28 protein-coding genes are annotated in these 24,906 nt (G+C 46.5%); 12 read left to right on the forward strand and 16 right to left on the reverse strand.

All coding sequences use genetic code 11. The features are described 5' to 3' along the window. Window positions 1–1,056 carry a threonine synthase gene (gene thrC / locus K2225_RS08755; RefSeq protein WP_146817438.1) on the forward strand — a complete coding sequence of 352 codons (1,056 nt, stop codon included), beginning with the start codon at window positions 1–3 and terminating at the stop codon, window positions 1,054–1,056. Then, a complete protein-coding gene (gene thrB, locus K2225_RS08760; RefSeq protein ID WP_220584401.1) occupies window positions 1,053–1,964 on the forward strand; it encodes a homoserine kinase in 912 nt (303 codons plus the stop codon). Before thrC ends, thrB begins: the two co-directional genes overlap by 4 nt. 91 nt (window positions 1,965–2,055) lie before the next feature. Here the strand turns inward: thrB and K2225_RS08765 are convergent, their stop codons facing one another. Beyond that, complete coding sequence (locus K2225_RS08765) at window positions 2,056–2,544, reverse strand: VanZ family protein (protein ID WP_255574348.1); 489 nt, start codon at window positions 2,542–2,544, stop codon at window positions 2,056–2,058. 150 nt (window positions 2,545–2,694) lie between these two features. Here K2225_RS08765 and K2225_RS08770 point away from each other — a divergent pair, with 150 nt between their 5' ends. Next, on the forward strand, window positions 2,695–3,075 hold the full coding sequence (locus K2225_RS08770) for a hypothetical protein (RefSeq protein WP_220584402.1): 381 nt from the start codon (window positions 2,695–2,697) through the stop codon (window positions 3,073–3,075). 32 nt (window positions 3,076–3,107) lie between these two features. Here the strand turns inward: K2225_RS08770 and K2225_RS08775 are convergent, their stop codons facing one another. Beyond that, window positions 3,108–3,602: a sigma-70 family RNA polymerase sigma factor gene (locus K2225_RS08775; RefSeq protein WP_220584403.1), complete on the reverse strand. Its 495-nt coding sequence runs from the start codon at window positions 3,600–3,602 to the stop codon at window positions 3,108–3,110. 162 nt (window positions 3,603–3,764) lie between these two features. Here K2225_RS08775 and K2225_RS08780 point away from each other — a divergent pair, with 162 nt between their 5' ends. The 4 genes from K2225_RS08780 to K2225_RS08795 all read left to right on the forward strand — a co-directional run bounded on the left by K2225_RS08780 (window position 3,765) and on the right by K2225_RS08795 (window position 5,564). Continuing rightward, entirely contained in the window at window positions 3,765–4,244 is a 480-nt protein-coding gene (locus K2225_RS08780; RefSeq protein ID WP_220584404.1) for a sigma-70 family RNA polymerase sigma factor, read from the forward strand. 44 nt (window positions 4,245–4,288) lie between these two features. Beyond that, complete coding sequence (locus K2225_RS08785) at window positions 4,289–4,573, forward strand: hypothetical protein (protein ID WP_089652072.1); 285 nt, start codon at window positions 4,289–4,291, stop codon at window positions 4,571–4,573. Window positions 4,574–4,608: 35 nt separating this feature from the next. Further along, entirely contained in the window at window positions 4,609–4,806 is a 198-nt protein-coding gene (locus tag K2225_RS08790) for a hypothetical protein (protein WP_220584931.1), read from the forward strand. 197 nt (window positions 4,807–5,003) lie between these two features. Then, window positions 5,004–5,564, forward strand: a complete 561-nt coding sequence (locus tag K2225_RS08795; RefSeq protein WP_220584405.1) for a transposase — start codon at window positions 5,004–5,006, stop codon at window positions 5,562–5,564. A 23-nt stretch (window positions 5,565–5,587) separates the two neighbouring features. On the opposite strand, the gene K2225_RS08800 is transcribed toward K2225_RS08795, so the two are convergent. From K2225_RS08800 to K2225_RS08820, 5 genes are all read right to left on the reverse strand, one after another. Then, entirely contained in the window at window positions 5,588–5,851 is a 264-nt protein-coding gene (locus K2225_RS08800) for an HPr family phosphocarrier protein (protein ID WP_220584406.1), read from the reverse strand. A gap of 15 nt (window positions 5,852–5,866) precedes the next feature. Beyond that, entirely contained in the window at window positions 5,867–6,763 is an 897-nt protein-coding gene (locus tag K2225_RS08805) for an AEC family transporter (protein WP_115823988.1), read from the reverse strand. A gap of 273 nt (window positions 6,764–7,036) precedes the next feature. Continuing rightward, window positions 7,037–8,317, reverse strand: a complete 1,281-nt coding sequence (locus tag K2225_RS08810; RefSeq protein WP_115823919.1) for a TRAP transporter large permease — start codon at window positions 8,315–8,317, stop codon at window positions 7,037–7,039. After that, a complete protein-coding gene (locus K2225_RS08815) occupies window positions 8,314–8,853 on the reverse strand; it encodes a TRAP transporter small permease (protein WP_220584407.1) in 540 nt (179 codons plus the stop codon). Before K2225_RS08815 ends, K2225_RS08810 begins: the two co-directional genes overlap by 4 nt. Window positions 8,854–8,928: 75 nt before the next feature. Next, window positions 8,929–9,978 carry a TRAP transporter substrate-binding protein gene (locus K2225_RS08820; RefSeq protein WP_220584408.1) on the reverse strand — a complete coding sequence of 350 codons (1,050 nt, stop codon included), beginning with the start codon at window positions 9,976–9,978 and terminating at the stop codon, window positions 8,929–8,931. Between the two features lie 350 nt (window positions 9,979–10,328). Between K2225_RS08820 and K2225_RS08825 the strand changes: the two genes are divergently transcribed. Both K2225_RS08825 and K2225_RS08830 read left to right on the forward strand, forming a co-directional pair. Continuing rightward, window positions 10,329–11,186, forward strand: a complete 858-nt coding sequence (locus K2225_RS08825) for a MurR/RpiR family transcriptional regulator (RefSeq protein ID WP_220584409.1) — start codon at window positions 10,329–10,331, stop codon at window positions 11,184–11,186. Between the two features lie 14 nt (window positions 11,187–11,200). Continuing rightward, a complete protein-coding gene (locus tag K2225_RS08830; RefSeq protein ID WP_220584410.1) occupies window positions 11,201–12,682 on the forward strand; it encodes a gluconokinase in 1,482 nt (493 codons plus the stop codon). Between the two features lie 68 nt (window positions 12,683–12,750). Here K2225_RS08830 and K2225_RS08835 read toward each other — a convergent pair whose 3' ends face one another. From K2225_RS08835 to K2225_RS08855, 5 genes are all read right to left on the reverse strand, one after another. Then, window positions 12,751–14,412, reverse strand: coding sequence for a sodium:solute symporter family protein (locus tag K2225_RS08835; RefSeq protein ID WP_220584411.1), 1,662 nt, complete (start codon window positions 14,410–14,412; stop codon window positions 12,751–12,753). A 15-nt stretch (window positions 14,413–14,427) separates the two neighbouring features. Next, window positions 14,428–14,724 (reverse strand): DUF4212 domain-containing protein, encoded by a 297-nt coding sequence (locus K2225_RS08840; RefSeq protein ID WP_220584412.1) that lies wholly within the window; start codon window positions 14,722–14,724, stop codon window positions 14,428–14,430. Window positions 14,725–14,745: 21 nt separating this feature from the next. Continuing rightward, window positions 14,746–14,931, reverse strand: coding sequence for a hypothetical protein (locus K2225_RS08845; RefSeq protein ID WP_146817468.1), 186 nt, complete (start codon window positions 14,929–14,931; stop codon window positions 14,746–14,748). A gap of 220 nt (window positions 14,932–15,151) precedes the next feature. Continuing rightward, window positions 15,152–15,973 (reverse strand): peptidoglycan-binding protein, encoded by an 822-nt coding sequence (locus K2225_RS08850; RefSeq protein ID WP_220584413.1) that lies wholly within the window; start codon window positions 15,971–15,973, stop codon window positions 15,152–15,154. Window positions 15,974–16,021: 48 nt separating this feature from the next. Continuing rightward, complete coding sequence (locus K2225_RS08855; RefSeq protein ID WP_146817472.1) at window positions 16,022–16,393, reverse strand: cbb3-type cytochrome c oxidase subunit I; 372 nt, start codon at window positions 16,391–16,393, stop codon at window positions 16,022–16,024. A gap of 115 nt (window positions 16,394–16,508) precedes the next feature. Here K2225_RS08855 and K2225_RS08860 point away from each other — a divergent pair, with 115 nt between their 5' ends. After that, window positions 16,509–17,231 carry a DsbA family oxidoreductase gene (locus K2225_RS08860; RefSeq protein WP_220584414.1) on the forward strand — a complete coding sequence of 241 codons (723 nt, stop codon included), beginning with the start codon at window positions 16,509–16,511 and terminating at the stop codon, window positions 17,229–17,231. 156 nt (window positions 17,232–17,387) lie between these two features. Here the strand turns inward: K2225_RS08860 and K2225_RS08865 are convergent, their stop codons facing one another. Both K2225_RS08865 and K2225_RS08870 read right to left on the reverse strand, forming a co-directional pair. Beyond that, window positions 17,388–17,840, reverse strand: coding sequence for a lysine exporter LysO family protein (locus K2225_RS08865; protein WP_220584415.1), 453 nt, complete (start codon window positions 17,838–17,840; stop codon window positions 17,388–17,390). A gap of 3 nt (window positions 17,841–17,843) precedes the next feature. Further along, window positions 17,844–18,653 carry a DUF3100 domain-containing protein gene (locus K2225_RS08870; RefSeq protein ID WP_220584416.1) on the reverse strand — a complete coding sequence of 270 codons (810 nt, stop codon included), beginning with the start codon at window positions 18,651–18,653 and terminating at the stop codon, window positions 17,844–17,846. 149 nt (window positions 18,654–18,802) lie between these two features. Here K2225_RS08870 and K2225_RS08875 point away from each other — a divergent pair, with 149 nt between their 5' ends. Continuing rightward, window positions 18,803–20,224: a hypothetical protein gene (locus tag K2225_RS08875; protein ID WP_220584417.1), complete on the forward strand. Its 1,422-nt coding sequence runs from the start codon at window positions 18,803–18,805 to the stop codon at window positions 20,222–20,224. A gap of 247 nt (window positions 20,225–20,471) precedes the next feature. After that, on the forward strand, window positions 20,472–21,842 hold the full coding sequence (locus K2225_RS08880; protein WP_220584418.1) for an LVIVD repeat-containing protein: 1,371 nt from the start codon (window positions 20,472–20,474) through the stop codon (window positions 21,840–21,842). Between the two features lie 158 nt (window positions 21,843–22,000). On the opposite strand, the gene K2225_RS08885 is transcribed toward K2225_RS08880, so the two are convergent. Together K2225_RS08885 and K2225_RS08890 are read right to left on the reverse strand one after the other, a co-directional pair. Next, a complete protein-coding gene (locus K2225_RS08885) occupies window positions 22,001–23,953 on the reverse strand; it encodes a beta-galactosidase (protein WP_220584419.1) in 1,953 nt (650 codons plus the stop codon). Continuing rightward, window positions 23,954–24,904 (reverse strand): aldose epimerase family protein, encoded by a 951-nt coding sequence (locus tag K2225_RS08890; protein ID WP_220584420.1) that lies wholly within the window; start codon window positions 24,902–24,904, stop codon window positions 23,954–23,956. Between the last annotated feature and the right edge of the window lie 2 nt (window positions 24,905–24,906).

The following is a 24,906-nucleotide window of genomic DNA, read 5'->3' on the forward strand; positions in this document are numbered from 1 at the left end:
ATGTGGCGTGGATTGATTCATGAGTATGGCGAGTTTTTACCTGTATCCGAAAAGACACCAAAGCTGACGTTGCATGAAGGGAATACCCCGCTTCTTCCGATTCCGTCCATCTCTCAGGACCTCGGAATCGAGGGTTATGTAAAAATTGAAGGAGCGAACCCGACGGGCTCCTTCAAAGACCGCGGCATGGTGATGGCGATGGCCAAAGCGATTGAGGAAGGTTCAGAGGCTGTCATTTGTGCCTCTACCGGGAACACTTCCGCTTCAGCGGCTGCATTCGCTGCCCGGGCAGGCCTTCGCTGCATCGTCGTCATTCCTGATGGGAAGATTGCAGAAGGAAAGTTAGCGCAGGCCGTCATGTACGGGGCGGAGATTTTTGCTATCAAAGGAAATTTTGATGACGCTCTTCGTATGGTCCGGAAAATGGCGGAGCATGAGCCGGTCACACTTGTGAACTCCGTGAACCCTTACCGCATTGAAGGTCAGAAAACGGCTGCATTCGAAGTCTGTGATGCTCTTGGCTCTGCACCGGATATCTTGAGTATCCCCGTCGGTAATGCCGGAAACATTACGGCCTACTGGAAAGGATTCAAGGAATACAACGAGCGCCATGGTTCCGGTCTGCCTCAGATGATGGGCTTTGAGGCGAGTGGTTCTGCCGCCATCGTCCGCAATCAAATCATCGAGGATCCGGAAACGCTGGCGACAGCGATCCGGATCGGTAACCCGGCAAGCTGGGATAAAGCGTTGAGCGCACGTGATGAATCGAATGGTCTGATCGACGAAGTAACAGATGAAGAAATCGTTGAAGCGTATCAATATTTAGCGGAAAAAGAAGGTGTGTTCGCTGAACCGGCGTCCTGTGCTTCCATCGCAGGCATGATCAAAAAAGTGAAGGACGGCACGATTCCACAAGGTTCGAAAATCGTTCATGTGTTGACAGGAAATGGTTTGAAAGATCCGAATACAGCCATTGATAAGAGTCCGGTCAAGCCGACACGGATTGAGAATGATTACAACATGTTCGCTTCTGCTGTTACAGGTGTCCAAACATGAGCCGCTTTCAAATCCGAGTGCCTGCGACATCCGCGAACCTCGGCCCGGGATTTGATTCCATCGGCATTGCGTTGTCGAAGTACGTGACGCTTGACTGTCAGCCTGCCGATGAGTGGTTTTTTTCAGTACCTGAAGAAGACCAGCCCTATATTCCTTCGGGCAAAAGCAATCTGATTTATAAAACGGCATTGTTTACAGCAGAAGCCATGGGGTATGAAGAGCTTCCAGCGACCCATGTAGAGCTTACCAATGATGTGCCGATTGCCCGTGGGCTCGGCAGCTCATCCACCGCCGTCGTGGGTGGCATCGAACTCGCTGATCACCTTCTTGGTCTTGGCTTGAGCCGTTATGAGAAATTCAAAATCGCCTGCGAAATCGAGGGACATCCTGACAATGTCGGTCCCGCAATTTTCGGCGGTATCATGGTATCGAATTACGATGGCGAGCATTTGGACTATGTCCATTTCACAGAAGGAATGGATGATTTGACCTGGCTTGCCATTATTCCGGACTATCATTTGGAAACGGAAAAAGCACGTGGATTGCTGCCTTTGGAAATAGACTATAAACAGGCAGTCAATAATAGTGGCAGCGCCAATGTCCTCGTTGCCGCATTAGCTACGAAAAATTGGCCGCTTGCCGGAAAAATGATGCAGAGCGACCGCTGGCATCAGCCTTACCGGCAGATTCTCATCCCCGGCTTTTCTTCTTTTAAGGAGATCCTGGAAAAAGAACAATCGCTCGGCCACTACATCAGTGGAGCCGGACCGACCACTGTCGCCCTTTTTAATCAATGGGATGACAGTAAACGGCAGCGACTTGACGCTGCTTTGGAAGATTACCAAGTCGAACCGCTTCAAGTAAATTTGAGTGGTGCAGAAACATTCGTATTAGCTCCTGAAAAATGACGAAGAGAACCAGTACATAAAGTGCTGGTTCTCTTTTTTCATCAACGAGGGATTCATCTTTTGATATTTTATTGGGTGAAGGTGCGTTTTATCATTTTCTCCTCCTCCTAGTAAAGAAGAGAAAAATCAACACGCCCCCTACCAAACCTCCTGCACTGTCTAAGACGACATCTCCTGCATAGGGCGTGCGGTTTGGAGTGAGCGACTGGTGAAACTCGTCAAAACAAGCATACAGAACAGTAATGACGTACGACGTGATCAGCTTCCCTTTTAACCCCCAGCCCGTATTGTGATGGAGAGCGAGAAATGTCGTGACCATAAGGAGGAAGAACACAGTAAGGTGTGCCGCTTTCCGAATGAGAAACTCAAGCATGCCGTCAACGCCACGGTTCGCTACATTGATCGTCTCCCCATGGTACGTAAATTCGATTGGAGATAACACCGGTTTCAGCAGATCCAAATTCAAATAAAGGTTCATTGTTGGACGAAGGTCCTGTTGTTGATAAGGTTGTGAAGAAAAATAAAAGATTAATCCCATTACACCCAGGGGTAATAAACCATAAATAATTCTTTTATACAAAACAAGTCACACTTTCCTATTATCTATACCAAATAGTTTACAACAACTGTAATTAAATTTAAAAGATTTAAAGAATTACTAACTACGACTATTATTATGGGTGAAACTTGTATACAATGTTACTAGAAAATGAAAAAAGGGGGATTCGAAATGGCGAAGAAGAGCAAACAATACGACTATGACCTCAGCGAAGTCAAGCGGCTGATCGGAGAGACAGATAAAAACTACCGAGAAATCGCTGCTGAGACGGGATGTCCGTACGCGAGCGTTGTCTATCACGGTCGCAAGATTCGTGGACGTGTCAATCGTATGCGTCAGGAAGATATGATAGAAGAACAACCACAATCGTTTTTATCAGTTAAAGAGGAACAACCTACATCAGAGGAAGCAACGATGTTGTCTGGCGGGACGACGTTGAGCATTTCCAGAAATGACGTTCAAATTCAGGATGCCGAGCAAGAAGCTGCTAAAATGATAAAAGCTGCACGTGCACTTGGATTGAGTAAAATAAACATAACCATTAACAAATAAGCGAACAGTCTCGGGGGTCTCTCCGAGGCTTTTTACATGTTCGTACCTAATTCCTTCAGTTTTTTCCTTGCGTGTCTGCCCCAGTTCTTCACGGCATCCTGCGTTACTTTTTCCAGACGAGCAATCTGTGTAATGGACCGGTCCATAACAATAGAATGATAGACCCACTTCCACTGGTTAGTAGTGAGACTTGCCTTCACTTGGTTCCAGAGGAGTTCATCAGTAATCTCATCTTCCCACTTGCCCCAACCTTCCTGCACCATCCGCTCGGCAATCCCTTCCTCCCGCTCATACGTTCTTGAATCTTTGCGTATTTTATCAATCAAGGCGTTGCGGACTTTCCAGTGCATGTAAGACTTCAATGTTCCCGCTTCAGGGTCATATGTACGGTAGGCGTTCCATAAGGCGAAAAGACCTTCCGCATAGAAATCTCCGTTTCTATCTCTGATATTCAGCTTATGAATGTGATAGTGGATCAAGTCTTCACTTTCTGCTACAACTCTTTCAAATATCTCATCAGTGATCATAAGACACCCTCCCTAAATGATCGTTCATACTATAATCGATAGAAAACGGGATTTTGGTGTCATGATTTTGCAAATTTTTCAATTTTATCTAGGGAAAAGTTGATTTTTGCTTCCCATCTGTTGGGAAATACAGGATAATAGCTATATAGAAAGGAGTGTGTCATGAAAGATCCTATTCTCGATTTTCACGCTTATCAACGTCTCATCCATTCCCACCTCCGTCGTTGGAATCTCCCTGAGCCTTATGAAGACTGCCTGCAGGAGAGCTACCTCATTTACTCCCGCTGTGTAGAAAGGTATGACCCCGAACGAAGTAAGTTTTCCACGTATTTTATTCAATCTTTGTACAGACATTTTCAAACAATGAACCGGAAAAATCACCGGGGCAGAGAAGCTGTTCGTTTTTTCTCCATCCACCAATTACACCCTCTTGAAAATGATCCTCTGCAAGAACCTCTTCTTCTTTTAGATTTCCTCCATTACTCTTCACTCACTCTTATGGAACAGGTCATTTTCGAACAAAGCTATGCCGGTTGCACAGTGAACCAAATCGCTCTACTAATCGGAGTCAGTCCTTCTACCATTAAAAGAGCTCGTAAAAAGATGAAAAGGAAAGTGTCCAGCTGTTTATCGGTGGAATAAATAGGGAAAATACTATTATCCTAATAAAAACGGAGGAATCCTCTTTGGAACAAACGTCCCGATCCTTGTTCCCTCTTGCGAATATCTGGCTCGATGATGCACCAACAACGTTTACCCATGCATTCCTCGAGCGTCTGGCATACGAATGGATGGTTGAAATCGTCAATCCTTTCCCTCTGCCACTCTTAGAAGATCGAGAACTTGTACTCGATATCTCCATTGAACAAACCGATGGCACACTATTTGCCCACCTCCCCATTCAGTCCTACAGCATCGAAGCCGGCAATGAATTCACCGTTTATCGGTTTCACATGTACCCACCGGAGTGACCGTGATTTTCCTCCACGTTCCATAGAATGTTATAATGGATGTGACGTTTTATGGAAAGGAAGAGACGATGCTTTATCTCGGTTTTGCCGGATTTTTTCTCATTTATTTAATTCTGGGATGGTTCACGGACGTCGTTGAAATGTCAACGTTCAGCGCCATCTTCAGTGTTGCGTTTCTATGTCTGAATCTTTATATGTTCTGGAAAGATAAGAAAAAACAAAGCTCCACCTAAAAAAGATCCGTCTTAAATGACGGATCTTTTTTTGTTGAGATGCTGTGGAGTTGGTTGTATGTGGAAATATTTGTATGACCTGGTACACCATAAATTGCAAGACCTGGTACGACAATATTTGGAAATAGTGCAGGAGTTTGGGTGGTTTTGTCGAATAAAGGATAGGTGTCATATTTAAGTATGGAAGGATTGATGTTATGCGGAAACGTCGATGGTTTCCGAAGGCCTGGTATCATATAACGGCTAGAGGAAATCGAAAAACAGATATTTTTTATGATGACAAAGACAGGTATAAGTATTTAACCCTGTTGCAAGAAGCCAAGCTTTCCCACCCGTTTCACCTCCACTCTTTCTGCCTCATGTCCAACCACGTTCACCTCCTTATTGAAACGATCGAACTTCCACCAGGTACCTTCATGAAAGATCTTCACTCCCAATACGCGATGTACTTCAACAGGAAATATGGATATGTTGGTCATCTTTTTGAAGGACCCTATAAAGCGAAGCTTGAGGATGATGTGAATGCTGTACTTCAAGTCAGTCGCTACATTCACTTGAACCCTTGCCGGGCCCTCATCACCTTTCAGCCTGAAGATTACAAGTGGAGCAGTTACGCTCATTACTTATCCCCCACCCCTTATTACTCCGAGTTCGTTACCACCTCAACTATTCTCTCTTACTTCAAAGACGTAAAGCAGTATGAGTTTTTCGTTCAACTGGCAAATAAAGTAAGACCTGGTCACCCAAATCATGGGTGACCAGGTCTTACATAAAATCCCAATTAAGGCTGCAGGAAGGTTTCTACTTCTTTGAGGGCTTGGACGGCGTCTGGGCCGATGCAGGTGACTTCGATTTCGTCGCCTTCTTGTAGTCTCAAGTTGATCAGTCCCAGGAAGCTTTTCAAGTTAGCTTCGTGCACGCTACCCTGAACAACCTTCTTCAATATGATTTCTGAATCATAACTCTGGATGATTTGGGACAGCTCCATGATTGTTTGGGTTTCTTTCATGTGGACTTTCACATCTTTAGATACTTTTTCGCTCATTACTTTATTCCTCCCTTATATGAATAGGTTCAATAGTATAGGAATGGTGACGATACTGAATAACGTCGTCACTAAGGTGATGCTTGAAACAAGGTCGGGCTTCGAATTGAACTGGACGGCATAAATCGTCGTCGTTGCCGCTGATGGCATGGCAGCGGAAACAATCAGCACGGCAGCCATCATGTCACTCATCGGCAATACTAATGTAAGTACGAAAGCGATCAGCGGTGAGCCGATCAAACGAAGGGTCGTGGCGTAGGAAACTTTCGGCCATTCCAGATTTCTCAAAGGAATCCCTGCAAGCTGCATACCGAGTACGACCATCACCATCGGAACCGTTGCAGCTGCAAGCAGATCGATGCTGTTCATCAGATTTTCAGGCACGGGCACTCCTCCAAGGTTCATCGGAAGTGCCACAAGTACTGCGTACGTCGGTGGCATTTTCAAAACAGAAAGCAGCGCCATTTTCAGGCCGGAGGTACCTTTAGCTGCATAATACACCCCGAAAAAGTTCATGATGATCGCTTGAAGTACCATAAAGGAAACAGAGTAAACAAATCCCTCTTCACCGAAAGCAAACAGAATGATCGGCACGCCGTAGTTCCCGGAATTCATGAACGCCGTCGATAAAATCAATCCACTCTCCATGCTCTGGTCGTAGTTCTTCACCTTACTGACAATCTTGTTGATTCCAAGAATGCTGAAAAGCAGCAATCCCGAGAAGACGAGCATCATCAAATATTCTCCATTCAAATCCGCTTCGTAAAAGGTTTGGAATACCAAGCATGGCAGCATCACATACAGAGCGATCGTCGATACAGATTTCACATCTAATTTAGCGATTTTTTGGATCGTAAAGCCAGCTCCGAAAATGAGAATGACTGGCAATACAACTTGGATGAATACACTCATAACAAAATTACCGTTCGGCTGCGTGGCGCCATCAAAGAGACAGCGCCCGCACCGCCTTTCCTTTTAAACTAAGGGGTTTCAATTTATCCTTTACATCTCAGGTGTGAGCCTTCCCCGTGAAAAATAATGGCGGTTGAGAAGGTTATTCCATTTTCTTCCTTACCCAACTCACCGAAATCGATCCTTTCAAACAACTACTCTAAAACCGAAAAACCCCTTGCCTAAAAGCAAGGGATCTCGGGTGACGTGCAAGGAGGGTCAGTCCTTTTTTCATCATTCAGCGAAGCTGATCAACCATAGTGATAATTCTGGTATAAACGTTATCATCAGTAACGAGAAGATCATCGCGAAAAAGTATGGGATGATCGCTCGTGACAGCTGCTCGATTGAGAGCCCGGATATTCCGGAGCCGACGAACAAGTTTACGCCAAGTGGTGGTGTAATGAAACCAATGGCCAGGTTCACGACCATGATGATTCCGAAATGGATCGGATCGTAACCAAGGTTTACGGCAATCGGAAGCAGGATCGGCGTCAAAATGATGATCGCTGCCAGTGTATCCATGAAACATCCGACAATAAGTAGAAGCAATGTGATCAACAGAATCAGAATGATCTCATTTTCTGAGATGGACAACATGAAGTTGGCCACTTGTGTTGGAATCTGCTCAATCGTAAGCAAACGACCGAAGGCTGTTGCGGATCCAACGATGATCAGGACAGTCGCAGTCGTCAAAGCTGAATCTGCGAAAATTTTCGGCATGTCTTTGATGCTGAGTTCACCGTATAGGAACAAGCCGGCGATCATTCCGTAAACAACGGCGATGACGGCCGCTTCTGTCGGTGTGAAAATTCCGCCGTAAATTCCACCCAGGATAATGACTGGAATGACAAGCGCCCATTTGGCTTCCCAGAATGTTTTTCCGATGTTTGCGAGGGACGTTTTTTCTGCCAGACCTTTATACCCTTGTTGTCTTGAATAAATGTACGCCCAAGCAAGAAGTGCTCCACCGACGATGAATCCTGGGATGATCCCTGCGATGAACATGTCACCAATGGAAGCTCCACCCACGACTCCGTAAATGACCATCGGAATACTTGGTGGGATGATGACACCAATGGAACCCGCTGCAGCTACAGTAGCTGTCGCGAACTTTTTGTCATACCCTTGTCTCACCATGGCTGGAATCATAATTCCACCGATGGCTGCAACCGTTGCTGGTCCAGAACCGGAAATCGCAGCAAAGAACATACATGTAACGATGGTCGCCATCGCAAATCCACCCGTTTTGTTACCAACGAGAGCGTTCGCGAAGTTGAACAGTCTTTCGGATATGCCGCCTTTCCCCATGATTTCACCGGCTAGGATGAAAAAGGGAACGGCCATTAATGGGAATGAGTCGACAGATGTGACGAGTTCCTTCATTAAAAATTGGACGGGAATGGCACCCGTATAGAAGATGGTCGCAAGTGTCGATAATCCGAGAGCGATTCCAATCGGTACACTAAGCAATAGGAAGAGGGCGAATGTCCCGAATAATACGATTGTTGTCATGATTCATCCTCTCCTTCCTGCTGCTGCATACGATCGCGTTCATCGTCCACATCGAGTTCTTTCTTACCCATTAACATTTTGAACTGAACAATCAAGTTTTGTACGAGACGGATTGCTGTCAATGCAAATCCGACTGGTGTCGCCATGTAAACAAGACCCATCGGTATATGTAAGGCCGGTGACTGCTGGCCGAACGATAGTAGCTGGGAAGCGATGCTGTATCCATTGACAACTACATACAAACTGAAAACTAAGAATAATAGATTCGCAATAATCGCGAGCAATAGTTTTGCTTTTCCTTTAAGTAGAAGCAACATGACGTCCACTTTGATGTGACGCTGCTTTTTCACTCCGTAACTGATTCCGATATACACTAACCAAATAAAGCAGTACCGTCCGAGTTCCTCTGACCAGGACAATGAATTTCCCGACACACGCATCGCGACTTGCAGGAAAATGACACTGACCATGATGGTCGAGAAAATGACGAGCAATACTTCTTCTAATCTCCGGTCGATCGCTCGAATGATGTTCATTTTCTTCACCTCAACTGACCCTGAATGGCGAAGAATACGCTGCAGTCTCGCTACAGCGTACTCTCAGTCATTCTATTATTTTTGCGCGTCTTCAATCGCTTGATAAACTTTGTCTACCGTTTCTTCACCGATCTTGCTCTTATAATCTTCAATGACAGGAGCTACCGCATCGACCATTTCCTGGCGTGCTTCATCAGAGATTTCTGTGTACTCCATGCCTTCTTCTTGAAGCTGTTTCAAATACTTTTCGTTCGCTTCACGGTTCAACTTACGCTCGTGCTTTCCTGCTTCTACCGCTGCATCTTTAACGATCTTCTGCTGATCTTCTGTCAGACCATCATAGAAAGATTTGCTCATCAAGAATACGAATGGGCTGTAGATGTGGTGCGTGTTAGAAACGTGATCCTGAACTTCATAGAATTTTTGAAGATAGATGGTTGCATAAGGGTTTTCCTGACCGTCAACTGTACCTTGCTGCATCGCTGTGAACAATTCTGTGAATGCCATTGGTGTTGGGTTAGCTCCTAGTGCTTTGAAGGCATCCAGGTGAAGGTCGTTTTCCATTGTACGGATTTTAAGACCATCGAAGTCGTCAACAGATGCTACCGCACGCTCACTGTTTGTAAGGTCACGGAAACCATTTTCCCAATAAGCCAGACCTACAAGGTTCTGTTCTTCCAGTTTTCCAAGCAATTCTTGTCCAACTTCCCCATCTAATACTTTGTCGGCTACTTGTTCGTTAGGGAAAAGGAACGGAATGTCGAATACGCTGAATTCTGGTACGAAGTTCGCTAGTGGAGCTGTAGATGGAACAACCACTTCCTGTGTACCAAGCTGAAGGGCTTCCGTCATGGAACGGTCGTCACCAAGCTGACCACTGTGATAGGTATCCACTTTGATCGCGCCGTCTGTTTTCTCTTCAACGATTTCTTTAAACTTCAATAGACCTTTGTACTGAGGGTGATCACTGTTCAGACCGATTCCGGCTTTAATCGTTTTTGTTTCGCCGCTATCACCTGAAGCGCTTTCACCTTCGCCACTGCTTGACTCTGCTCCGCCGTTACCACATGCGGCAAGGACTGTAATCAAAAGAACCATAGACAATAAACCAAATAATTTCTTCATGTTCAACCTCTCTCCTTGTATGTAAAATTTTTTTCACAAAGCTTACGTACTATCCCTGAATCAGTAACCGCTTTCAATCCACAGCCCACTATGCAGGAATCGATTCCATAGAAAATAGTTTTTCTTTGTTCACCCTCTACCCATCTCTATATTAGAAGCGCTTTCAAAGGACCTCTAAAAAAAGAAGCGTTCAGGAAAACTCTGAAAATTATTTTCTGTAATTTCGATTATACAATAAATCTTTTTTAGTTCAATAGTTTTTTAGAAAAAAATTTCACCCACCCAAACTTTCTTTTGAAATAAATTTCATATACAATAAGAGAAAGTTGAGATTCGAAGGAGGAATCCCTATGATTGAAGCTCCCACGAAACACGTCATCAGCAGAATTCGTTCTTCTTATTCACAATTCAGTGAAAAAGAAAAGCTGATCGCTGATTACATTTTGGAAAATACAGAAGAAATCGTTCACTCTACCATTAACCAGGTCGCGGATAATCTTATGGTCGCTGATGCAACCGTTTTCAGATTTTGTAAGCGCTTAGGTTTTAAAGGTTACCAGGCGATGAAAATTGCTTTAGCCTCAGAAATCGTCAATCCGATTCAGGATATTCATGAAAAAATATCGGAAGAAGACACCGATTTCGAGATTACTGAAAAAGTATTTCAGGCAAATATCCGGGCTTTAGAGACGTCCCGGGATGTGCAAAACCCACTTTCCTTAAAAAAAGCGATGGAATATTTGATTGAAGCCGACCGGGTGTTCTTTTTCGGAAGTGGTGGGTCGAACATTCTCGCTATGGATGCTCAGCACAAGTTTATGCGAACAGGAATGGAAGCGTATGCATATCCCGACACGCACGTGCAGCTGATGTCTGCCTCTCAAATGAGAGAAACGGATGTGGCGGTCGTCATTTCCCATACCGGATCAAATCAGGATATTCTAGATATTGTGGATGTCGCAAAAGAAAACAATGCGAAGATTATCGCCATTACGAACTTCGCTAAATCTCCACTTACTAAAGTGGTCGATCTGTCTTTATACACCGTCGCAGAGGAAACGGAATTCCGTTCAGAAGCCCTCGCTTCAAGGATCGCCGGCCTCTCGCTGATCGACTCCCTTTTTGTCAATTATAGTGTGAAAAACAAGGAACAAGCGCAGACCGCTACGCAGCGCATGCGTGATGCCATTTCAAGGAAGCGTGTGTAGAAAGGAAGTTTTACATGAGTTATGTGATTGGATTAGATCTTGGAACGACGAGTGCCAAATCCGTGGTCTTTCATAAAAATGGAGAGGTTGCTGCGGAGTACGAAGTGGCCTACCCTCTCTCCCACCCTGTCGTCGGCCATGCCGAACAGGATCCGCTTCAAATGGAACAAGCTGCACTTGAAGCGATGAATTTAAGTACTCGATCCATCGAGCGGAAGGACATTGTCGGCGTCGGGATCTCTGCCGCCATGCATTCCCTCATTTGTATGGATGAAAAAGGAGTGCCATTATCTCCGTCGATGATCTGGGCGGATGCGCGCAGCGCAAGCGAAGCATCCACGTTGAAGGAAAGCCATCCGGATGTGTATATGCGGACAGGGACTCCCCTTCACCCGATGTCTCCGTTATCGAAATTGTTATGGATGAAAAACAACGACTACGAACCTTGGCAGAAGGCTGATTACTTTGTATCAGTGAAAGAGTTTTTGCTGTATCGATGGTTCGGGGAAAAAGTGGTCGACTATTCGATTGCTGCCGCCACCGGTCTTTTCAACATTCACGAACATACCTGGGATGAAGAAACGCTCGCTATTGCGGGCATTGGTCGTGAACAGCTTTTCCAACCGGTTGAGCCTACGTACGCCATGAAAGGCATGAGTGCAGAGGCCTCTTATAAGTCCGGTCTCGATGCGGATACGGCCTTTGTCATCGGAGGTAGTGATGGACCGCTTGCGAACCTTGGCATTGGTGCCATTCAACCTGGGGAGACAGCGATTACCATTGGAACGAGTGGAGCGATCCGTCAATTTTCAAGTGAACCGCTCCTCGATGACCAACAGGAAGTGTTCTCTTACAGCTTTACTGATGATTTGTGGATTACCGGCGGACCGTCTAATAACGGTGGTCTTGTGCTGAAATGGATCCAGCAGCTATTTTCGAATGAGGATGAGATTCCCGTTGAAGAACTGACGAAGCTTGCGAGCGAGGTGGAAGCTGGTGCAGGGAATTTAATTTTCCTTCCCTATTTGAACGGTGAGCGTGCGCCGTTCTGGAACGCGGAAGCGAAGGGATCCTTCATCGGACTGACTCCCGCTCACGGCAAGGGACATATGACGAGAGCTGCAATGGAAGGGGTGCTGTTTTCCATTTTACATATTGGAAGTGCCTTGGAGCGTCTAGGCAATAAGCATGACAAAATTTACGCAAGCGGCGGATTTGCACGTTCAGAGACATGGGTTCAGATGCTTGCAGACATTTTCAACAAGCGTATCGATATTCCGGTAAGCCATCAGAGTTCCGCCTGGGGTGCGGCCTGGGTTGCCTTGTACAGCCTCGGTCATGTCGACAGTTTGGCCTCCATTAAGTCTTCCATTCCAATGAAGGAACATTATGAACCAAACGCTGAGAACCATGAGAAATACAAAGCCCTTTTTGACGTGTACGAGTCCGTTTCAGGCAAACTGCAAACCGACTTTGAAAGACTTCATCGTATGTAATAGGTAAATTAATGGTGTACCAGGTCATCCAAATATTAGATGACCTGGTACACCTATTTTTTCCATTTTTATTTGGCGTTTTCTTTGAGCCAGTATTCTCCGTCTTTGTATTCGATTTGTTCCGGGTAGCGAAGGTCTGTGACTTCGTCCTGGGTTTGTTTGGATGGTGGTGCGGTCATCAGAGAGACAACGACGTTCGCTATGATAGCGGCTGTTGCTCCGAAGACTCCAGCACCGGTATCGATGATTCCAAGGATAGTGAATCCGCCGTATTTTGCTGCGAAAATGTATCCAAGTGTCACGGAAAGTCCGACAACCAAACCGGCAATAACCCCCGGTCCATTGGCTCGCTTCCACCATACCCCAAGAAGGAGCGCCGGGAAGAACGATCCGGATGCTAAGGCGAAAGCCCATGCGACGATCTGTGTAATCGCACCTGGCGGGTTCAATGCAATCAAACCTGCGGCTACGGTAGCAAGGACGATCGACCAGCGTCCGACAGCGAGACGTTTCTTCTCACTCGCATTCGGATTGATGGAACGGTAATAAATGTCGTGGGACAAGGCTGCGGAAATCGCAATCATCAAACCACCGGCTGTCGATAAGGCAGCGGCCATCGCACCGGCAGCCATCAAACCGATGACGAAGATGCCAAGGTTTGCAATCTCAGGTGTCGCCATAACGACGATGTCATTACTAATGACAAGTTCCGACCACTGAAGTACGCCGTCACTATTATTGTCGGCAAGGGAAAGCCGGCCGGTATCCACCCACGCTTGTGTCCATGCGGGCAGGTTGTTTAATTGGGAACCTGCTACTTCTGTCATCAAGATGAAACGGGAGAAAGCGGCGTAAGCTGGAGCAGATAAATAGAGTAATCCGATGAATAATAGAGCCCATGCTCCACTCCAGCGGGCCGCTTTCATTGTCGCTACGGTATAGAAGCGGACGATGACGTGTGGCAGACCGGCTGTTCCCGCCGTCAGTGTGAACATCAGAGCGATGAACTGCCATTTCGACCCTTCCGTAAATGGAACGATGTATTCAGAAATGCCCAACTCCTGATCGATCGTACGCATCTCTGAAACGACGTCTCCGTAAGAAATCCAAGGAACAGGATTCTGCGTCAGCTGCAGCGACATGAAGATGACCGGAATCAAATACGCGATGATCAAGACCAAGTATTGGGCGACCTGTGTCCAGGTGATCCCCTTCATTCCTCCCATCGCTGAGTAAAAGGCGATCAACACAACGCCGATTAACGTTCCGATCACGGTGTCCACTTCAAACAGACGTCCGATAACCACGCCCGATCCGGACAGTTGTCCTACCGAGTAGGTGAAACTGATGATGATTGTTGCTACAGCGGCAATCAATCGTGCGGTGTTGCTGCGGTAACGGTCACCAATGAATTCCGGCACCGTGTACCGTCCATATTTTCTTAACTGTGGAGCTAAAAGGAACGTAAGCAGCAAATACCCGCCTGTCCATCCCATAATGTATGCGAGTCCATCGTATCCAAGAATCATGACCGTACCGGCGAGGCCGATGAATGAAGCTGCACTCATCCAATCCGCTCCAATGGCCATCCCATTGTAAACGGGCGGCACCCCGCGGCCGGCAACGTAGAAATCTGATGTAGCCCTTGCTTTATTGTAGACAGCGATACCTATGTACAATGCAAAAGTAGCAACAATTAAAGCAAGGGAGACTATAAACTGTGCGTCCATATTTCTCCCCCTATCTTATTGGTTAACCGCTTGATTTTGATTGGCATCTTCTTTTGGTATTAAACCGAATTTTTTATCGACGACATCACTGATGAGGGCATTGAAGAAAAGAAGTGCAATAAACGTAATGATCGCGCCCTGTGCTCCCATGTAATAAGGAAGGGGGATGCCCATCACTGTAAAGGACTGAAGACTTTCGGCGAAAAGAACCACACCGAAAGAAACGATTGCCCCAATGGCAAGGTAGATGATAATCAAAGTCGTCCGTAGACGGAAATAGGCTTTCGCCTTCTGTGGATCCATCTTCTTCATAAACGTTCACCTCCCTTCGCATTATCCTCTTAAGTTAAAAATGAACTGCACGGTTTCCCAGAAAGGCATCGGTACCATCATGATTTTGACAAGAGCGACACCTAAGAGCGCAATGAACGGAACCGCCAGTAAAAACGGCTTCTTTTTTTTCAGTGCGAAAACGACAGAAAGTACGGTGATGACGGAAAGAATAATAGGAATCAGCAACGACTCTACCCTCCTTTTTGTAAGCGTTAACATAAGTGCGTAAAAATTTTTGAGAATATTTAGATTAAACTGAATATTACAACTTGTATTATTCTAAAATTCTCATAAATTGTCAACAGGTAAGATATGATTAGACAATCTTCGAGGATTTGTATGGTGTTTCCTTGCGTTCGGTCGATTTCCATCCACTTCTCAGCGATGTTATTAAAAAACCAGCACCCTAAGAAGGATGCTGATTTCCAAACAACTTCCGCCATGTGCGGGGCCCGACGACACCGTCAATTTCAAGACGATGCTGTTGCTGGAATGCGCAAACGGCCGCTTCTGTTAATGGACCAAAATGACCGTCATCCGTTGTTCCTACCGCCCCTTGGATTCGTTTGACCACTGATCCTTTCGCGCCGAAGTGAACGGGTGATCCGGGATAGGTGCGCGCGTGGAGCCTGTTTGTCGTTATCGGGCCTGCGCTGCCGTCCACTTCCAGTCCTTCCTGATGTTGAAAAGCGATGACCGCTTGTTTTGTTCGCGGCCCATAAATGCCATCAATCGGTCCTGGATTGTAGCCTAATTTCTGCAGCTTTCTTTGAAGGTCACGGACATCCTGGGATTTTTCCGTCCATTCGAGATGGGCATAATCTTTGAAGCTGGACCAGTCTCCGCCCCACTGAAAACCGAGTGACTTAGCGATACCCGCTACGTGGCGCCAATCCTTATTCACGGTCCAGAGCGCTTTTTTTCCATCTGAGCTGAGAAGGAAAAAGTCGACCGCTCTCCCGCTGTGATGATTGCTTTTCCCTGGTTTGGCGTAGGTGACGATGTTCCCGCTGTGTCCGTACCTTTTACCATTCCAGTAATAATCCGGGCGGCCTTGTCCATACAAGTGGGCCTGCTCCTCATACGTTCGGTAGCCGGAGGAAATTTGGACAAATATCCCTTCCGTATAGGCTTGGTCGATCATTTCCTCGACCTTTTCTTTCACAATCGGCTGGACGCTTCCCATTTTATTCAGACTTCGTTGTTTTAACGTTTCTACAGCGATCATTAAACATCCCTCCCTGCTTCTATAATCGAAGCGGAGAGGGATTTGGTGTCAGGAAGCTTTCAAGTTTTTCAACACATTGAATACAAAGAAAAAAATGCCGAGGGATGTCACCGTGGCACCGGTGGCCACTAGTGGCAGCAGGGCTTCATTTTTAAAAGCGATGACAAAAAACAGGCCGAGCATCATGATCGGAAGACCGACGTTATGAAGCCAGAAATGAATTTTTCCAGATAACGATTCCGCAAGTGCAGGAAAAAGGTGATATAAAATACCAGCTAGGGTGAGGGCGGTCCATCCGAGTAAATTGATATGGACGTGCACCGGTGTCAGCGCATAGTCATGCGCACTCGACATGTAGTAACCGACAGCGATTCCAATAGCAAAATAGACGGCTGAAATTTTGATCAACGTAATGCCCATAAAGTCCAACCTCCTTTTTTCCCATATATACGCTGGCTGTCTCTCAAACAGAATCATGGAATTCCATCGGTAAGCATCGTAAAATGGAGAAGAATCTAATGAAGAGGTGAACGCAATGAAAATAGAAATTTGGTCAGATTTCGTCTGTCCTTTTTGTTATATTGGAAAACGCAGACTAGAAGAGGCCCTGGAACATTTCCCTGGCAAACAGGTAGATGTCGTGTACAAGAGTTTTGAACTGGATCCGAATGCAGAGCGGAACACGGGGAGAAACATGCATGAGAAGCTTGCCGCTAAATACGGCCGTTCTCTGGATGAAGCGCGTGAGATGACACAGAACATGACCGAGCAGGCGAAGATGGTCGGTCTCGATTTCCGCTTTGATTCAGTCGTGCCGACAAACACGTTCGATGCCCATCGCGTATCTCAACTCGCCAATGAAAAAGGGTTAGGTAAAGCATTCGCCGAGCGCTTTTTCAAAGCGGTTCTGACCGATGGTAAAGATGTCGGGGATCATGAAACGATCACAGCGCTAGCCGTCGAGGTCGGACTTGATCGTGATGCGGTGGTTTCTGTTCTTGAAGGATCTGATTATACGGAAGCGGTTCGCCGTGAAGAAGCGGAAGCACAGCAGATCGGTGTACAGGGCGTACCGTTTTTCGTCATCAACCGGAAATATGCCGTTTCCGGCGCCCAGCCGACAGAAGTCTTCGTTCAAGGGCTTGAAAAAGCTTTTGCTGAAGAAGAAGAGACGCCTGCATTCGAGGATTTATCGAGTGAAAGCGGAGCAGCTTGTACAGAAGATGGCTGTGAAGTGCCTGGGGAAGAAAATAAATAGAAGAAAAGCCGCGGGATCGTTGTCTCCCGCGGCTTTTTTTGTGATGTTATATGGCGTTAGGACGTTACTTGTTTGAGTTAGGACGTTATATGAGAGCGATTGGGTGTTACTGGTGCTCGTTAAGGCGTTATGTGCGAACCATAGGGCGTTATTTTTTTATATGATTCCCTGAAATTTCAATATCGCTTCTGCAATGAGCGCAGAGCCTAAGAACGTCCCAAGCATGACACAAACGGCAACCACAATGCTTCGCCAGCCGAGTTTGACAAAGTCTGTCCAGGAGCGGCCGATGGCGATTCCTGCATAAGCAAGGATCGGTGTCGTCAATGCAAGCAGCTCCACCTCACTTGTTGCGGATACGATGTAGTCGGACCCCGGCATCCACGGCATCGAAAGGAGAACGCCTACGAGCGCAACATAAGCGATACTTGGCAGCGAACCTGGAAGGACGTCACCTAAAATTAACCCGGCGAGGCAGATGCCGATGAGAATCAGCATCCCCGGAACCGCAGCTGTCGGAAGAATCTCGTAGCCAACCCAGTTTCCAATCAGTGCAACAACCCCGAAAATCCCCAGCAGCAGTACCCATTCTTGTACATTTTTCAACATCGTTTATGCCCCTTTCCTTACACTTGTGCTGTGTTTCTTTTTTGTCATGAGTTGATATAAGCGTTCTGTAAGCGGCAGTCCGATGAAGATGCTCATATACAGCCCTGTCGATAAGGATAAAAGGTTACTGGCCCCTGCAAAGGCGAGGATATCATTTTCCATCGCTGGAAAGGCCGCAACGAGCGAGCCACTGGCGGCTGCCATCATACTTCCACTTCCGATTCCAGAAGCCATGGCGAAAGACAACGGATGGAGCGGTGTCCAAGTGGCAAGAAAACCTGAGATCAACCCCATAAATACAGCTCCGAACACGGTACCGAATATGTAAATTGCCATGACTCCGCGCCCTTCAGGGGAGTTGAAACCATACTTATCCATGATTAATCCTACGTTCGGTTCGCGTGCGACGGAGTGGGCCATCCCGATGCTTTCACGTTTCAACCCAAGCCAGACGGCTACGGGCAAGGCGATTAGAATCGTTCCGAGATTCCCGAATTCCTGTAAAAGTAAAGCTGGTCCTGCTTCAATGATCTGCGGAAGTGACGGACCGATGATGACACCGATTTTCGCAATGAGAACCGTGACGCCAAGCACGATGAGCGGTTCAGCATTTTTCGACTGTTTCTCTTTGATCACTGGTGTGAAGAATAAAGCAAGACCAATAATGATGGCATAAAGCATGGGTAATAAAAGTACGACACCAGGACCGACATTGAAGGAGTGTGTGCCGATGATCTCCGTAACGAGAACGATCGCAAGCACGACCGCATGCAGCCTCCAATCTTTCCAAATGTTCGTCAGTTGTTGTTTCATTGGTGATCCCCCCTAAAAAATAAATAATACTAATCATTATAATGTTCAGAAAATTTATTTCAAGGTCAATTTTTGACAAAAACAGAGCTCCGCGTTTCACCCCTCTGGAACTGATTGAATAGCCTATGTAAAAAAGAGGAGGCATTTTTATGGAATTGACAATGTCTCATTGGATTTACGGGCTGTTCACACTTCTCATCATTTTGACGATGATTTTCCGTAAAGGGGTGGTTCTCCCTACTTTACTTGGTACTTTTTTAGTCGCCTGGATGTTTAATGGCAGTTTGATCAGCGGGTTTGTCGGTGTTTTCAATGCCAACCTAGTGGCCGCCAAGGAACTGTTCAATATCTTTTTGATTATCACTTTTATGGTCGCCTTGTTGCGTTCTTTGAAAGATCTCGGGGCGGATACCCGCATGATTCAGCCGATTCAAAAAGTGATGGTCAACAGTCATGTATCGTTTTTTATTCTCGTTGCCGTCACCTATGTCATCTCCCTTTTCTTCTGGCCGACTCCTGCCGTCCCGCTCATTTGTGCCCTCCTTGTTCCTGCTGCTATCCGTACGGGACTGCCTGCGATGGTGGCAGCGATGGCTGTGGCCCTTGCCGGACAGGGAATGGCGTTATCTTCAGATTACATCATTCAGGTAGCGCCTGAGCTATCTGCAAAATCGGCAGGGATCGATACAGCAAGCGTCATGGATCAGGCACTGCTTTTATCAGTCGTGACAGGTGTCGTTGCTATTGGGCTCGCTTATCTTTTTAACAGGAAAAGTTTCCGTTCCAAAGATGACCCTCAGAACCACCAGGAAATCGTTCAAATGCAGGGACTGAAAGAAACAGGGGAAGCGCCAAGTTCACGCGTTCACATCTGGAGCAAAATATTCGCCGTCCTCGTCCCGCTATCCATGCTTGCTGTAATGGTCTATATGGTTTCGACCAAGCTCAGTTCAGGACGGATGGGCGGATTCGAAGGAGGAGACGGAGCGGCTTTCATCGGAGGCGTCGCTGTGGTTTTATTGTTGCTTTCAAGCTTAGCTTTCGGAAAGCAGAAAGCGCTAGATGATGTGAGCACACACATTACGGAAGGTTTCGTATTCGCCTTTAAAGCGATGGGGCCCGTGATTCCGATTGCTGGTTTCTTTTTTCTTGGCAGTGGGGATTTCGCCAAAGATATCCTTGTCCTGCCAGCAGAAGCGACCCCTTCCTTCCTCTTTGATCTCGTCCAATCAAGTCAGGATTATTTGCCGCAAAGTGCTTTTCTGACCGCATTTAGTATTTTGATTATCGGAATTATTACAGGGTTGGATGGCTCCGGTTTCTCAGGACTTCCGCTTACCGGTGCTTTGTCTGCCTCGCTCGCTAACGGAACAATCGACGCTTCCACCCTTGCTGCCATCGGACAGATGGGGTCCATCTGGACAGGAGGCGGTACCATCATCGCCTGGTCCTCCTTGATCGCGATCGCCGGATTCTGCGGCGTACCCGTCATGGAACTCGTCCGGAAAAACTTCATCCCCGTCACCCTCGGATTAATCGTCTCCACCCTCGTTGCCTTGCTGCTGTTTTAACTTCCTTTTTATGGTGTACCAGGTCATCCATAATATGGATGACCTGGTACACCATTTTTTGTCAATCTCTCTTTCTTCCTTATTTTGGTTATTGGTTTGTGTTTCTTTAGACTTGCGAAATAATATTGCGTAGGATAGAACTCCTAGCGAACACCTGTCCATATGATTCATTTTTCTGAATATTAGTGAAACCGATTTCCTTACATGTTATATTTTGGTAAGTATTTTCAATAGAGGGGGAAATTTGATGAATAAAAAACACATCGTTCTCAGTTCGGCTATGGCTGGACTTCTAGTATTTTCTGCCACACCAACTACATTTGCTCATGACATGCTTGATGATGCACTAGTAGAGAAAGGGCAGGAAGGGTCTCAAGCACTGAATCAGGTGCCTGTTCTGGAAGGATCTAAAAATGTGGGGAACTGGAAGGAAGTCGGTTCCGCGCAGTTGAAACAATATGATGGTGTCCAGAATAATACGGCTGACGTTTATGCCTATGATGGCTATGCTTATGTGGGTACACATACACAGAATAGTGGCGAAGGCGGCGTCCGCATCTTTGACTTGAAAGATCCATCGAATCCAGTTGAAATCGCCAAGTTTGCTGACGATATTCCTGGCACATGGCAGGAAAAAGTCATTGTGAAAAAAGTGAACACAGAAGAGTTCAAAGGCGATCTTGCTGTGGTTAGTGTCCAACAGCTGGACCGCGACAATCCTGAATCCAAAGGCGGCTTTCTTTTGTATGATGTATCCAATCCTGAGTCACCTGAAAAACTCGGTTTCTGGGAAATGGACAAGCGTGTGCCAGGTACCCATGAACTTTATCTTACGGTAAAAGAAGGAAAGCCTTTCGTATTAGCGGCAAATCCGTATGCGGATTATTATACCCACGGGGAAGAAAAGGATTTCGCTTTAGTTGATGTCAGCGATCCTTCTGCTCCGGAAACGATTTACGAATTTGACCCGCGCACTTTACCTGAAGTCGATGAAGATTTCAACGGATATCACTGGAATTCTCCTGATGGAAAAACACGCCCTGTCTTTAACCACAGTACGATGACGGACAACAATGGAGATACTGCTCTTCTATCCTTCTGGGATCTTGGAACAATCATTCTCGATATCTCGGACCCTTACAATGTGAAGTTCGAAGGCCGGACGGACTATGCCCCTGATGTCCAGGGATCCGCACACTCCGCTGCCCTTGCCAAAGGCGGCAATGTCCTGATTGAGACACGCGAAGTCTATAATCCTACAAAGGCTGGCTATGAAGAGTCCTATGGCTACACAAGAATCTTTGATATTAAAGATAAGCAGAATCCGAAGCTGTTGAGCACATTCAAAACAGAACTCGTCGATGACGTGGAAGATGGCATCACTTTCGCTAATACCGTCCACGATCCAAAAGTTCATGGCAACACTTTGTATCTGTCCCACTATGCGGGAGGAATCCGTGCGGTGGATATCACAGATCCCAGCAATCCGGAGCAGGTGGGTGTTTATAATCCTGCCGGCGGTTATTTCTGGGGGACGTTCGTTGATCGCAACTACGTCCTTGGCTCTGACATGAACCAAGGTTTGAAAGTACTACAGAAGAATAATAGTGATAAGTAAAGATCAAGCCTCCTGTTTATACAGGAGGCTTTTATCAACCAGAAATTATAAATATCAATCAAATCTTGAATATACCAACCAAACTCCTAATATATCGGCCAAATCCAAAATATATCAATTAAACAAAAAAAGTGCAGGAGCTCTCTCCTGCACTTTCCTTATCCCTTCACAATTCTACTTTCAAATGGACCCAGCTTCTCCATACCATACGACTTTTCCTTATCACTGTGATTCATCAAAAATAGGTATGAATCCCCACCGATATGACGGCGATACACTTCCACATCACGTTCAGACTCGATCGTTTGAATGCCGCGGTCACTCGTCACATCAGCAGCAATTTTCTCCAAAGCCCCTTCACTCAAACCACCACCGACGTAGTAGACACTCCCTTTTCCAAACGAGTTTTTCGTCACGGCTGCGTACCCTTTGTAAAATTGATCCTGATACGAATAGAGCGTTTCTGCTTGTTCAGGAACGAGGAGGTCGCGCCACACGGAAATGTGAGCGGGAACGTCAGCAAACGATCCTTCTCCCTGCAGTTCAAGCTGGTGCGCGGCGGTTAAAGATTCAATTTCCTCCACGCGAGCACCGATCAACTCACGGACTGGGCCTGGCAGAACTTCGCCAAGCCGGATGTTGTTGTCCCTGCCTTTCAATCCGGCACGGTAGGAAAAGATGACGGTACCGCCTTCGTCTGCAAAGGTTCGGAGACGACTGGCGAGTGCATCATCCATCAACTGCATGACTGGGACCAGTACGACTTTGTATGTACTGAGATCACGGCTGGCCGGGATGACGTCGATGTTCGTATTTTTCCGGTAAAACGGTCGGTACAAACGAAGCAATTCTTCGTTGAAATCAAAGTCTTTGCTCTGGATCTGCGAACGCCATGACCAGATGTTGTCATAATCATAGAGAACCGCAACGTCAGAGTTTATTTCCGCATTCAACAATTCTTCGTGCTCTTTGATTTCGTTGAAAAGAGATTGGACCTCTTTATATTTGCGACCATATACATTGTCATGATCCACCACACCGTAACAAAACTGCTCGGCGCCTTTCGTCATGCCACGCCAGCGGAAGTAGAGCATATTGGAACAGCCATGTGCGAACGCTTGATAGGACCACATTTTCGCCTGGTTCGGACGTGGCAGGTAGCCGATGACATCATGACCCTGGGCTCCCATCAGTTCTTCGACAATCCAATAATTCTGGTCCAATAAACCACGGTTGAAATCGTGTGTCATGGCAATCGCTTCTGGAGGGATCGGTTTTTCGAGTCCGCCCCATACCGGATAGTTATCATAGGATACGAAATCCATCGGCTTCACATTTTCCTCGTGGTCGAACCACTTATCGAAAAACCCGCCGGACACATTTGTGGTCACTGTCTGATGGCTTCCTTTATGTTCGTTGACAATCGCCGTCATCTCGTGCGTAAATTCGTTGACAGAAGCGGAACGAAAACGCGCCCACTCCAGTTTCAATGTCGGATTGTGAGTCGTTACCGTCGGCTTTGGAATCGGGATTTCAGAGAAGTCGTTATACGTCTGTCCCCAGAAAATCGTTCCCCACTCGTCATTCAGCTGTCCTACACTGTCGTATTTGTTTTCCAAATACTGATGAAAAGCGGCATAACACTGATCGCAGTAGCACATGTCGCTTCCTTCATGACCGAATTCGTTATCAATCTGCCAAGAGACGATCGCTTCTTCATCTTTATAGTGCTGGACGAGTTTTTTCGTAATCCCTGCTGCGTATTGACGGTATTTGTCTGAGTTGAAGCAATATTGGCGGCGACCGCCAAACACCCTCTTGTTACCGTTTTCATTCTCAGACAAAATGGATGGATGTTTCTGAGCGAGCCAGGCTGGGAATGTTGCTGTCGGTGTCCCGAACATGACATCAAGGCCGTGCTGTTTCGCTTTTTCAATCACACGATCGAAGTAGGAAAAATCGAAGGCGCCTTCCTCTTTTTCCATGAGATGCCATGCAAATTCTCCGATCCGAATGATGTTGGCACCCATGTCTTTGATGCCCTGAAGGTCTTCACCCATCATTTCTTCCGGCCAGTGTTCCGGATAGTAATCGACACCTAAATACGTCATTTATAAGCCTCCTGTTTCGATGTTCAATGTCCACGTATAAGACCCGTGGGCCGGGATGTAGGATACTTTGCCGATTTTTTCAGCAAGATACACATCGTCGTACACGCCGGTGCATGGTTCCAATGCAATGTTGTGCTCTCCACGGTAGCCGCCGCGCGTTTTCCAAACGCCGAGATACGGCACCTTGTTCTCAGGGAAACGATAGGTCAATTTTCTGTTCAAGTTGGGTTGGACGAGTGAACACCATCCCTTAGAAAGCGGCTCAGTGAAATAAAATTTCTCCGCTGTCCCTTCCTCCATCGGCTCAAGCTCGCTCAGGTCAATTTTACTGCCTGTTTTCGCTGATTCTGTCTCCGGATAATCATGTGTTTTCCCCCAGTCGCCGAGATGCTGGGATCCTTTTTCAACATTCATCACCTGCTTCAAGTCTTCAGGTACTTCGATGGCTGTGTATTCATCCAGGTTGAGCAGCGCATGTGGTGTCCAAATGAATGGAAAAGGCTCGTCACTCTTGTTGATCGCTTCATATTTAATTGTCACACCATCGCCATGAAGGCAGATTTTCTTTTTCAATGCATAAGGAAATTCCGGACTGTGAACTTCCAGGGAAACACCGTCATGGGTTGCTTTATATTCCCACGGCAGTGTCCATACTTCACCGTGATCAGGGACCTCTTTCCAGTTGGTCGGGTGGGGACCTTTGTCGATTCCAGGAAACATTTCGTCAAATCCGCTGGAATCATATTTGGAAAAATCCGCTCCATATGGCGGGATTTCGAGGTTCGGACGATCGGTCTGATACAGCCATTCATAATCGGCTTCTTTATCAAAGAAACTGACCATCTTCCCCCCGTACCCCGGCAGGATTACCGCTCTTACACTCTCATTTTCCAGTACAACGGCATCCAGACTTTTGAATTTCGTCTTCTGGTACGTACACACATCGACCATTG

The organism is Halobacillus sp. Nhm2S1, assembly GCF_019599545.1.
Taxonomy (GTDB): Bacteria; Bacillota; Bacilli; order Bacillales; family Halobacillaceae; genus Halobacillus.